The organism is Patescibacteria group bacterium (assembly GCA_028711655.1).
Classification (GTDB): Bacteria; Patescibacteriota; Patescibacteriia; order Patescibacteriales; family JAQTRU01; genus JAQTRU01.
The window spans coordinates 1-11508 of record JAQTRU010000036.1; the positions used below are offsets into that span (position 1 = coordinate 1).

Annotated in this window: 11 protein-coding genes; 2 read left to right on the top strand and 9 right to left on the bottom strand. The window is 41.8% G+C overall.

Going from position 1 to position 11508, the window contains the following annotated elements; genetic code table 11:
* Positions 1-211: 211 nt before the first annotated feature.
* From PHQ42_04305 to pilM, 9 genes are all read right to left on the bottom strand, one after another.
* Positions 212-700 carry a prepilin-type N-terminal cleavage/methylation domain-containing protein gene (locus PHQ42_04305; GenBank protein MDD5071926.1) on the bottom strand — a complete coding sequence of 163 codons (489 nt, stop codon included), beginning with the start codon at positions 698-700 and terminating at the stop codon, positions 212-214.
* Positions 701-804: 104 nt separating this feature from the next.
* Positions 805-2013: a type II secretion system F family protein gene (locus PHQ42_04310; protein ID MDD5071927.1), complete on the bottom strand. Its 1209-nt coding sequence runs from the start codon at positions 2011-2013 to the stop codon at positions 805-807.
* A 27-nt stretch (positions 2014-2040) separates the two neighbouring features.
* The gene (locus PHQ42_04315) at positions 2041-3093 is read right to left on the bottom strand and encodes an ATPase, T2SS/T4P/T4SS family (GenBank protein ID MDD5071928.1); all 1053 of its coding nucleotides are present in this window, start codon (positions 3091-3093) and stop codon (positions 2041-2043) included.
* Positions 3094-3202: 109 nt separating this feature from the next.
* Entirely contained in the window at positions 3203-3607 is a 405-nt protein-coding gene (locus PHQ42_04320) for a response regulator (protein ID MDD5071929.1), read from the bottom strand.
* A gap of 51 nt (positions 3608-3658) precedes the next feature.
* Positions 3659-5404, bottom strand: coding sequence for a GspE/PulE family protein (locus PHQ42_04325; GenBank protein MDD5071930.1), 1746 nt, complete (start codon positions 5402-5404; stop codon positions 3659-3661).
* An 89-nt stretch (positions 5405-5493) separates the two neighbouring features.
* Positions 5494-5880: a hypothetical protein gene (locus tag PHQ42_04330; GenBank protein ID MDD5071931.1), complete on the bottom strand. Its 387-nt coding sequence runs from the start codon at positions 5878-5880 to the stop codon at positions 5494-5496.
* 106 nt (positions 5881-5986) lie between these two features.
* Positions 5987-6628: a hypothetical protein gene (locus PHQ42_04335; protein ID MDD5071932.1), complete on the bottom strand. Its 642-nt coding sequence runs from the start codon at positions 6626-6628 to the stop codon at positions 5987-5989.
* 37 nt (positions 6629-6665) lie between these two features.
* The gene (locus tag PHQ42_04340; GenBank protein ID MDD5071933.1) at positions 6666-7850 is read right to left on the bottom strand and encodes a hypothetical protein; all 1185 of its coding nucleotides are present in this window, start codon (positions 7848-7850) and stop codon (positions 6666-6668) included.
* A gap of 164 nt (positions 7851-8014) precedes the next feature.
* The gene (gene pilM / locus PHQ42_04345) at positions 8015-9055 is read right to left on the bottom strand and encodes a type IV pilus assembly protein PilM (protein ID MDD5071934.1); all 1041 of its coding nucleotides are present in this window, start codon (positions 9053-9055) and stop codon (positions 8015-8017) included.
* Between the two features lie 215 nt (positions 9056-9270).
* Here pilM and PHQ42_04350 point away from each other — a divergent pair, with 215 nt between their 5' ends.
* Together PHQ42_04350 and PHQ42_04355 are read left to right on the top strand one after the other, a co-directional pair.
* Positions 9271-10506: a hypothetical protein gene (locus PHQ42_04350; GenBank protein ID MDD5071935.1), complete on the top strand. Its 1236-nt coding sequence runs from the start codon at positions 9271-9273 to the stop codon at positions 10504-10506.
* A 194-nt stretch (positions 10507-10700) separates the two neighbouring features.
* Positions 10701-11372, top strand: coding sequence for an HD domain-containing protein (locus PHQ42_04355; protein MDD5071936.1), 672 nt, complete (start codon positions 10701-10703; stop codon positions 11370-11372).
* The last annotated feature ends 136 nt before the right edge of the window (positions 11373-11508 follow it).

Sequence of the window (11508 nt, forward strand, 5' to 3'; positions counted from 1 at the left end):
AATGATGGCGATAACGACCAATAACTCAATTAAAGTAAACCCTCTTTGTTTTCTCATATTTCACCTCCCCTCTTTATTTCCCTTCAATTCGCCAGCTTAGTCCCAATGATTAAGATAGCGACCGGGAGAATAATTTATTAATTTTAATTATATCTTAAATATCAAAGAAGCGCTTATCCACATTATACCATAAAAAACAACAATAAAAAATCTACCAACCTCTGATTATTTGCACCTGCGCGCTCTCTTCAACGTTGTAGGCCAAGACATATTGGCTGCCGCCGGCATTGGAAACATAACGGTAGGTATAAATTCCCTCGTTTTTTGGATCAACCGGCAATTCGCTCATATAGGGTTTGGATTGGCTTATCAGGCTGTCAGATAGAGTTCCGCTATAACAACCGACCGTAGCCCCAAAATCTTCCGCTCCCTCATCCCAGGTTCCGCACTTGGGGTATTCCAGATTATCATCATAATAAAGGTATATGGCGATTCTCATTTGGGTCATATCGGCTTTCCTTTTGGCATCCCGCGCTTTAACCCTGGCGCTATTAAGGGAAACGACCGAAAAAGAAGCCAGAATGCCGATTATACTGATAACCACCAAGAGCTCAATCAGGGTAAATCCCCTGCCTTTGTGCGGAGCTAAGCCAAATTTTGGTGCCGAAGTAAACCATTTTGATAATTTTTTTTGTTTCATAATTTTTATTCTACGAATTATAAAGCCTATACAAACTTACGAATATATATAAAATTCATATTAGTATTTGTAAATTCGTAATAAATTTGTAATTCGTAGGGTATTTAGAACTGGCTGGCCAAATTATACATCGGCAAAATTATGGCCGCTACCATAATGCCGACGGCTATCCCCATAATTATCATGATTATTGGCTCCATCAGGGTCATGAGGTTGGCTACAACGTTATTTATTTCTCTGGTATAAAAATCGGTTATCCGGGCAAGGATTATATCAAGCTTTCCGGTTTTTTCTCCGATAGCCATCATTTGGGAAACCATTTTCGGTATTTCTTCGCTCTCTGCGAAAACGCCGGAAATGGAATCGCCGGCCTCAACCGCTTGCGAGGTTTTCTCTATTAAATCCTTATAAATCTCGTTGCCTACCACTTCGGAAGTTATTTTTAAGCTCTTGGTAATCGTTACCCCGCCCGTAATCAAGGTATTCATTGACCGGGTAAAACGGACCAAATAAATTCTCTGGAACAATTTGCCGAAAATCGGCACCTTTAGCCTAAAAAAATCAAACTGTTTTTTACCCCTTGACGTTTTGACATAAAATCTTAAGCCAATGGCCAAAATAACCAAAACAACCGCAAGCAGCCACCAATAAGCCGCTAAAAAATCAGAAGTGCCGATTAAAATTCTTGTGACTAGAGGCAGGGTCGCTCCGGTTTCCGATAAAATACCGGTTAATTTCGGCACCACAAAGACCATCATTACCACTCCGACTACCCCCAGGCCGACAAGGACAAAAATCGGATAAATCATAGCTCCCCTTATTTTGCTTGTCATATCATAATCTTTCTCCATTTCATCGGCCAGATAATTCAAAACTTCGTCTAACTTTCCCGAGGTTTCGCCCGACTTGACAACATTGATGTAAAAATCGGAAAAAATTTTGGGCCGCTTGGCCAGGGAATCGGAAAGGCGCAACCCGCCGTCCACCTCATCGGCCATTTCGGAAACAATCATCTTCAGGGTGATATTCTCCGTCTGCTCAATCAAAATCCTCAAAGCCTGCACCAGGGCGACATTAGCGGAAATCATAACAGAAAATTGGCGGGAAAAAATTACCAAATCTTTGGTCTTGACCCTGTCCAAAACAGACAAAAACCTTGATTCTCTCCTGCCTTCCGAATGTTTTTTTATGGAAATAATGGAAAGACCCCTTTCTTGCAAAGTTTCCGCGGCAAATTTTTCATTAGCCGCGTCTATAAGGCCATCCACCTTCTTTCCCTCGGAATTTAAAGCTTTAAACTTAAAAATCGCCATAAATATAAATCCAATTCGTAGTTTTTATTAAATATTTGGTTTTATTTTTTTTGCTTCTTCCTGGGAAACCTCCCCTTTTTTCAGTAAATCATCAATGGATTTCTCCATACTGATCATGCCTTCTTCCCGGGAAGTCTGAATAATGCTTTCTGTTTGATAAATTTTGCCTTCCCTGATCAAAGATTTAATGGCCGGATTTATAATCAAAACCTCGCTGGCCAAAGCCAAACCTCCGCCCAGACGGGGAATTAATTTTTGGGTAACAATACCGACCAAAACATCGGCTAAGCTGAAACGGGCCGCTTCCGGGGAAATTGTTGTTCTGGCCGCGTCTAAAATTTTTTCTATCACCCTTATTGAATTAACCGCATTCATCTCCAGAAGAACCAAAGAATTTCCGGCCGCCAGCTGCAAGACAAGGGGAATGGCGGCGGCAAACTCTTTTTTCATCTCATCAACGTAAACTAAATCAACATCCTCGTCCAGGCAATGCTTCAGGCCGGCCGTATAGGACTTCACATCTCGGCCGATTTGCCTTTGTTCAATAACGCTTTTCTTGTTGAGGAATAAATATTCAATCGGGTCTTCCAGGGTAATAACATATTTTTTCTCCCTTTGGTTCAAATCTTCTATAAAAGCAGCCACCGTTGAAGTCTTTCCGGAGCCGTTGGGCCCGGCCACGATTAACAGCCCGGAGTTTAGATTGATCTTTTCTTTGAACGCGGCGGGCAATTTCAGGTCTTCCAGGCTCCTGGTAACAGCCGGAATATAGTTAAAAGAAATGGTCGGCAAATCTTTTTGGTAAAAAATATTTACCCGAAAACGGAAATCGCCGGCAAAATTTTTTACCACCACTATTTCCCTCTCCTCTTGCAAACGCTTGGCTTCATCTTCACCAACAAAAGAACCGATGATTTTGTTCAATAACTCCGAAGTCAAAATGCTTTCCTTTTCCAGGGGAATTAATTTATCATCAATTCTGGCTATTGGTTGGCTGCCAACGGAAAAATGAAGGCTGGAAGCCCTTCTTTTGGCCGCTTCCGCCAGTATTCTGTTTAAAAAAATAGATGGCACTTCCATAATAATTCAAATAATATAGTAATATTCAAATGCTTCGAATATTCATAACGCCTCCACTTCCCGCAAAAACATTTGAAGCATTTGAATGAATTTGTAGATTTGAATTATACTACTTATTTGTCAGTTTTTTAATTTTTTCAACCACTTCCGAGGGCATGAAATGGGCCTTTATCAAATAATCATCCGCTCCCATGGAAAGCCCCTCTTTTACCCTTTCTTTCTGGCTCAAATTAGTAAGCAAAATCACGGGGATATCGCGGGTCTTCTTATCCGCTTTTAAGGTTTTCAAAACCTCAAAGCCATCCATCCGGGGAAGCATTACATCCAACAAAATTATATCCGGGAGCTCCTTTATGGCCAGCTTTACCCCTTTTTCTCCGTCTTCAGCTGTTATTACTTTAAAATTTTCCGTTTCAAATTTCGTGTTATACATGCTCAACAAAAAAGAATCATCCTCCACTAACAAAATCTTAATTTTGGGCGAACTGCCTGGTTGATAATTTTCGTTTTTCATATTTTTAAAATATATTTTAAAGCTAAACTTCTCGCGAAAAGATAAGTCGGGTTAATCCTGGATAACCCTTAAAACTTCTTCCATAGTGGTTTCTCCCCGCAGGACTTTCATAATCCCATCCTGCTTCATACTGACAAAGTCCTGGCTCTCTTTCGTGCTATCAAAACGTAAAATTTTATTTTTGTCCATTATTATATCCCTTGTCCTGTCGTTAATATCAAGAGCCTCAACAATGGCGATGCGGCCGCTATAGCCGGAATTGCCGCAGCGGGGGCAGCCAACCCCCTTGAAAAAAACTGTTTTATCCAAACTTACAAAATCTTTGACCAGCTCTTTTATCGCGTTCTGCGGCATTTTTTTCATCTCGTTTTCCATATCAGCCAAAATATCTTCGGGAAGCTTTTCCTCTTTTTTGCAATGCGGGCAAATTTTTCTAGCCAGCCTTTGGGCGATTATCACGTTAAGGGTCGAGCCCAAGAGGAACGGTTCCACTTTCATGTCCAGCATCCTGGCCACAGCCCCCACGGCATCATTGGTGTGGAGAGTGGACAAAACGAAGTGTCCGGTTAAGCTGGCGTGAATCGCCAATTCGGCCGTTTCGTTGTCTCTTATTTCCCCAACCATTATAATATCGGGGTCTTGGCGCAACAAAGAGCGTAGCCCGTTGGCAAAACTAAAACCGATTTCCGGCCTGGTTTGGGACTGGTTAATGCCTTTTATAAAATATTCTACCGGGTCTTCCAGGGTGTAAATATTAACTCCCTCCTTGTTAAGCATATTTAAAATAGCGAACAAAGTGGTGGATTTTCCAGATCCGGTCGGACCGGTAACCAAGAGCATGCCGGTGGTTTTCTTTATATTTTCTTTTATAATCCTTAAGGCCCGGCCGTCAAATCCCAATTCTTCCAGGGTCGGGGCGCCGGTGGTGGTATCCAATATTCTCATCACGACTTTTTCCTCATCAATTAGGGGCATAACTGAAACTCGAAAATCAATCTTCTTTTCCCCCATTTCTATATTTATCCGACCGTCCTGGGGAAGCCTGGTTTCGTCTAATTTTAAATTGGCCATTACTTTAACCCTGGCCACAATGGCGTTGTGGATATCTCTGGGCAGAACCAAAGAGGTGTGAAGAACGCCGTCTATCCGATAGCGGACTCGGCTCTCTGTTTGGGTGGGCTCAATATGGATGTCGCTGGCCCTGCCTTCCACGGCATGCCTGATTATAACAGAAACGATTTTGGCCACCGGCGCGCTTTTTATAACCTCTTCCAGGTCTACCCCGCTTTCTTTCGCCTTTTTGCGCGCGCCCTCTTCCTCCTTGGCATGGGTCTCCAGAGCTTTGCCGATTTCGCTTTTCAAATTACGGTACTGTTTAAAAACTTTATCAAAACTCGGCCCGGAAATCAGATAATACTCTACCCGAAATTTTTCTTCTTTGGCTAAAAAATTAACCGCCTCCATCGCCTTAAAATTTTCCGGATCCGTTAAACCGACTTTTATTTTATTGCCGCTCTTGTCAAAACAAATAATCTTGTAATTTTCCGCCGCTTCGAAAGAAATGATGTTAATCACCTCGTTGCTCACCTCTCTGTCAAGGAGATTCTGATAGGGAAGGCCGTAAACTTTCGCCTTGATTTGCGCCATTTCCTCGGAATCAATCAATTTTTCCGCGACTAAAACATCTTCTATTTTTTTCCCGGCGGCGTCAGCTTTCCCCTTTATTTCCAATAGGCTGCTTTCGCTAAGGTTTTTGCTTTCTTTTAATAGTTTTAAAAAATCCTCCTGTCTGCCCATATTTTAAACAATAAAATAATATAAAAACTTCAAAAATCTGGGTAGTTTTATATTTCCATTTTATTTTATTATCTTATTATTTTATTATTTTAATCGGAAGTAAAGGGATTGCTCTTCCCGGCCTCAAAATTTTCTTCCTCTACGATGTTTTCCCTTAACTTTTTGAATTTTGCTTCAGACAACAAGCCCAAATCAAGCAGTTCCTTTTCCTTGTCCGGATCTTTAATTTCTAAATTTTCCCCGCTTCCTTCTCCGGAACCGACGGCTTCTTCCGGCCCGGTTTCCTCAAAAAAACCCTCTGAACTGTCGCCTTCCCGCCAATCCATCTCTGCCGGCAATTCAATATTCGCCGACTTTTTGGCCGCGGTTAAGGAATAATTTTTATAAATAAAAAATCCCGTCCCCATAACCATAAAAGCGATAACGGCTATATATATTATTAATTTGTTTTTTTCTATTTTTTTGGGGGCTAACATATTTTTATCCCGCGCTTTTCCGCGGGAAGAGAACTCCCGCCGAAAAAATTTAAATTAACTTTTTGTCTCCGCAACTGAAACTGGCGGGCATTTAAAAACGCGGGGCTTATTCTTTCAAATAATAAGTATAAAAAACCAGCTGAACCGATTCGTCTCCGGGGTTAAAATCCACGCTAACCACATCCATGAGCATCAAATTATTCTCTATTGAGGTTAAAAAACTTTTCAGGCCGAAATAGTCAACTCCCAAAACCTCAAAAGTAACTTTTATCCTCCCGATTTCCGGCGGCAAAGATCCGGCCGCTTTTTCCTCCGTTACTTCCCGGCTTATTTTCTGGCCGCCGCTTTGGCTTTCTTCTCCGGACTCAATTTTCAATGATTTCAAAAATAGGCCGTTCTTTCTGGCGATCGCCTCCACCTGGCCAAATAATTCCTCCGGCACATCTTTTCTCTTCAAAATATAATCAATCTTATTTATTTCGCTTGTTTTAACGCTTCTAAAAACCGAGATTAATTTCTTCAAATCATCCAAATGCTCCTGCCTCTCCAAATATTCCCTTTCCTCGCCCGACCGGCCATCCTTGGTTAGCCGGGCAATCTCTTTGTATTTCGGTTTAAGCAAAATAAAATAACCCAGAACCAAAACCACCAACACGAAAAAGATGACCAGCCACTTAAAGTATCTGACCAAAAAAACATTTATCTTTTGCCTAGTTTGGGCTTTTTTGCCGTTTTTCTCGTTGTCCATAGGTTAAAAAATATTTGCCCGATGGATAATGGCGGTTTTATTGAACCGAAGTGAAAATAGACGGATCTATGACCAATTTCAAATCAAAGGCGACCCCGTCAATGTCACCCGCCTTGTTTCCTCCCGTGGAAATCCCTGCCTGATTAACGCTAACCACGGAAACATATTCGCTGGCAAGAAGCCTTTTCACCTGGGCCTGGATGGCGCTGAAACTTTTAGCGCTGGCGGAAAGATTGTATTTGCCCTTATTATCTCCCGAAAAGTCGGAATAATAAACGTCGGTTAAAGTATTCTCTTCCAAAAAACCGAAAAAATTAGTCCAATAAACATGCTGGTCCAACAAAGAACTGGCCAAATTTAATTTTTTCTTAAAAACTAAAACTTTTTTCGCTTCTTCCTCAATTTTTGCTATTTCTTTGTCTAACTCGGAAAACTGCTCAACAAAATACCGGCTTTCTTTGCTCTTTTGGCTCCCCCGCCAGGATAACCAGCCATAGGCGGCCCCCACGGCTAAAGCGGCCAAAACCATATAAATAAGAAGGAGGGAAATATTTTTCTGCCAGTCAAAAAAAATGGTAACTTCATCCTTTATTAAATTGGTTTCTAAAGTTTCTCCGCCGTTGTTTTCTTTTTTCTCTTCGGCTTTAACGGGTTGGGAAACGGTTTCTTTCCCCGCCTCTCCCTGCCGGGGGCTGATTTCCTTTTCCTTCGCCGGGGGCTGTTCCCGGCTCGGTTTTTCTTCCGGGCCTTTGCTTATTTTCAGGTTCTTCCCGAATTTTTTAAAAGCGGAAACCGCCGGCTTGAATAAATTTGTCAGCGCCGACACCGCCTTTATTTCCCTTATTTCCCTTTTTTTCGTCGGGGAAATTTTTTCTTCTCCCGTTTCTTCGGCTTTGCCCGCGGCCGGCGGATGGCTGGCCGACTTTTTCTCTTCGCCAATAAGCTTCAAAAGTTCTTTGCGCGACTGCTTTAATTTATTTCTGTCAGCCAAATTGTCAGGATGAACCGCTTCTTTCCCCGCCTTCTTTTTTCTGAAAAAACCGGCATTAAAAAAGTCGGGTAAATAGCTTTTTATCCCCCTTTTTTCTCCGGGTAGCTTGGGCGACGGCCCTTTCTTTTCCGGGCTGGACCACTTTACTTCCGCGCCCGGAGCCTCCCCTTTCTTTTTCGCCCCGAAGATTTTTTTCTTCTTTTCTTCCTCCGGCAAAAAATCTATATCCATATCTTAAATTAAAATAAAAAATCAAAAATGGAAAAAACACCTTCTTAATTTCTAATTCACCTAATTCTTAAATTTATTAGTTTATTAAATCAATGAATTAATAAATTATGTCTGAAATTAGAAATTTTCTGTCATTTGTATCGGCGAAACCGCTCTTTGCCAGACTATTTCGTTTCTCTCATCGCCAGACCGATAGCGACCGATAATTTCGGCCCTATTTCGGAAATAACCGGACCCAAATCAACCGGATAAGAAATTCTGGTCCAAGGATCGCCGATAATTATATTCATATTGAAAATTTTCGTCAAATAATTTACAAAGTTGGGCAGAAGCGAAGAGCCGCCGGATAAAACCAATTTTTCCACCTTCCTGTTGTTCTTGCTCTCAAATAAGTTAATCATGTATTTTATTTCGTTGATGATGGGGCCAACCGTTTCCGTAATAGCCTTCGGCACAATATCCTCGCCGGAATCCGACGAGCTTATCCCCAAATCATATTTGAATTGCTCGGCCCTTTCCAATCCTACGCCCAGATTATTGCCGATGGCCTTGGTTATGGCCAATCCGCCGACATCTATGCTGCGGGAGAGAACGGGAATGCTTTCGCTGATGATGGAAATATCGGTCGTGCTCATTCCCACTTCAACTATCATTACCGTTGATTTGTCGTTTCCCAACAAAGACCTGATCAAAGAGAAAGTTTCCGTCTCCAGGCTTAGCAGGCTGATTTGGGCTTCCTTAAAGACGCTGATATATTTTTTCACCAAAGATTTTGGCGCTCCGGTCAAAAGTATCTTTACGTTTTTGTCTTTCTTGTCTCCGCTTTCTATTTTTTTCCAATCCAAAACCATCTCCTCCAAGGGCAAAGGGATGACTTTTTTGGCCTCCCAATGGACGGCAGAGGCAAAATCCTTCTGGTCCATATTGGCCAAACTGATAATCGAAGAAAAAACGGAAAAAGTCGGAAGAGCCGTTATGGCGCTGCGACTCACGGTTTTTGCTTTTTTGCAAATTTCATTTATGACTTTGGCCGTGTATTTAATGTCGGTTTGCCAGTCTTTTCTCTCAATCTCCCCTAAATTTTCGGTAAAGCCGTAAGTCAAAAGCCGCAACCCCCCCGCTCCCTTTTCCAACTCAACAACCTTTATGCTGGCCGTGCCAATATCAATTCCCAAATGGCTTTTCTCTGAAGAAAATAAACCCATAATTTTATCTTAAATACCCCCAAAGACCCCGGGGGGTCCGCAATGGGGTTTTAATATTTTAATCGCTTGGAATTTATATGTTTATATTATATAATACAATTAGAAATATAACAAAAATTTTTACCAAAGACGCCGGGAATAAATAAACTCCGGAGAAAACTTCCACTGTTAATTATAACATAAATTAATAAATTAACAAAATAAACTAACTTCATATGAATTTCTTTGTCAAATATAAAAAAATCATGCTGGTCGTAATTTTCCTGGCGGTTGTTTTTGTCTTTGGTTATCTGCTTTACGCTTTATTTTTTAAATTGCCCGAAGAAGAAGCTGTTCCCTCCCCGCCGGTCTCCACCACGACGCCGGCCGGTTTGCCTATTGCCGAGATTGGCCCGGGGCAGGTGGTTGAAACAGGAGAGGCCAGGCCTTTGCCGGAAGGAGAAGCGGGGGAAGAAATCGCCAGTGAAAGAGCCCTGGGCGGCATTACCCAAACGGTTGAATTAAACAGGGACAAGACTCTGGCCGCGACCCTAACCGGCGACGGCTCCAATCTGCAATATTATAGCCAAACAGACGGAAAATTTTATAAAATAGACAAGGACGGGCAGGCAACGGTTTTATCCGACAAAATTTTCCACAATGTGGAAACCATAAAATGGGCGCCGGACAAAAACAAAGCGATTTTGGAATACCCTGACGGCGCCAATATCATCTATAACTTTTCCACGGGCAAACAGATCACTCTGCCCACCCACTGGAAAGATTTTGATTTTTCCCCCGACAGCGGCCAAATCGTGATGAAAAGCATCGGGCTCGACCCTGATAACCGCTGGCTGGCCATAACCAACGAAGACGGCTCCAAAACCAGGGCGATTGAAGCAATTGGGGAAAAAGATGCGACCGTCTACCCGTCCTGGTCCCCCAATAACCAAATTATCGCCATGTACACCGAGGGGATTGATTTTGACCGACAGGAAGTCTTCTTTGTCGGGCTGAATGAAGAGAATTTTAAATCCACGGTTATTGAAGGCCGTGGCTTTATCCCCCAATGGTCGCCGAAAGGAGACCAACTCCTCTATAGCGTTTATTCGTCAAACAATGACTTAAAACCCATGCTTTGGATTGTCGGCGCCCAGGGCGACAGCATCGGAGCGGGCAGAAAAAGCCTTGGCCTGGAAACCTGGGCGGACAAATGCGCTTTTGCTTCAACAACCGAGCTTTATTGCGCCGTACCCCGAGAATTGGAAAGCGGTTCCGGGCTTTTTCCGGAATTGGCGGCAAACACCCCGGACCGCCTTTATCAAATTGACATAACAACTGGTTTAAAAAAATTAGTGGCTATTCCTGACGGCGACTACAATATGTCGGATTTAATCATTTCAGGCGACGGAAGCTACCTTTATTTTACGGACAAAACCACGCAAAGGCTCAATAAAATAAATTTGAAATAAACGGTATTCGCAGGGGTTTAGCCCCGAAGCTTCGGGGCTAAACCCCTTTTTGCCCAATCTCTTGCCTCTCCTGAATTTTTTAAAAAGTTCTGAAAAGCATTTTCTCCAAATTTTTTATCTTATTTTAGCTAAAAAATAAACAAGTTCGTATATAACTCGTTATACGCCATTTCGCCCTATACCAATAAACAACTATGAACAATAAAACAACTCAACAAGTGGAAGATTATGTTAAAAGTATTATGAGTAATGAAGTGGCTCATGATTTTAAACATGTTGATCGCGTAAAAAATTGGGCTTTGCAAATTGCCAATAAGGAAGGTTTTGAAGATTTAGAAGTGGTAGTAATTTCAGCCTTAATGCATGACATTGGATTGACACAAGCCGAGAAGCGTAGCTTGCATGGCGAGGTTGGTGCTGAAATAGCCGCAAAATTTTTAAAAGAAAATAATTTGCTCACACAAGATAAAATTGTTGAGATTTGCAATGCGATAAAATATCACAATAAAAATCGCGAGGGTGATGGCAAATTATTAAAAATTTTGCGTGATGCGGATATGATGGATTTGTTTGGTGCGGTTGGTATTATGAGATCTTTCACTTCTAAATCTTCAAAACCAGAATATGATGTCGCCGATATTAAGGGTGAAACGTGGCAAATGCAAGCGGTTGATTTTGACAGACGCTTTGATAGTGGAATTGGTATTGGCAATTTTATTGTAGACCAAATCAACTTTCAAATTAGTTGCTATGATAATTTAAGCACTGAATCGGCGAGACAATTTGCAAAGCCAATTGTTGAATTTATGACAGATTATATTAAACAGCTTGATATTGAAATCAACGACGGGCGAAACAGCGTATAACAGCGTGTATGAGGTTCAAGAAAAAGTGCGTTAAATAATTTTCAAAGGTTGCACTTTTTCATTCACCCAAATTTCGCCTCCTCTATTGATAAAAAATAAGGAAGTCGGCGAAACTTCTCATACACGCGAACGTTGT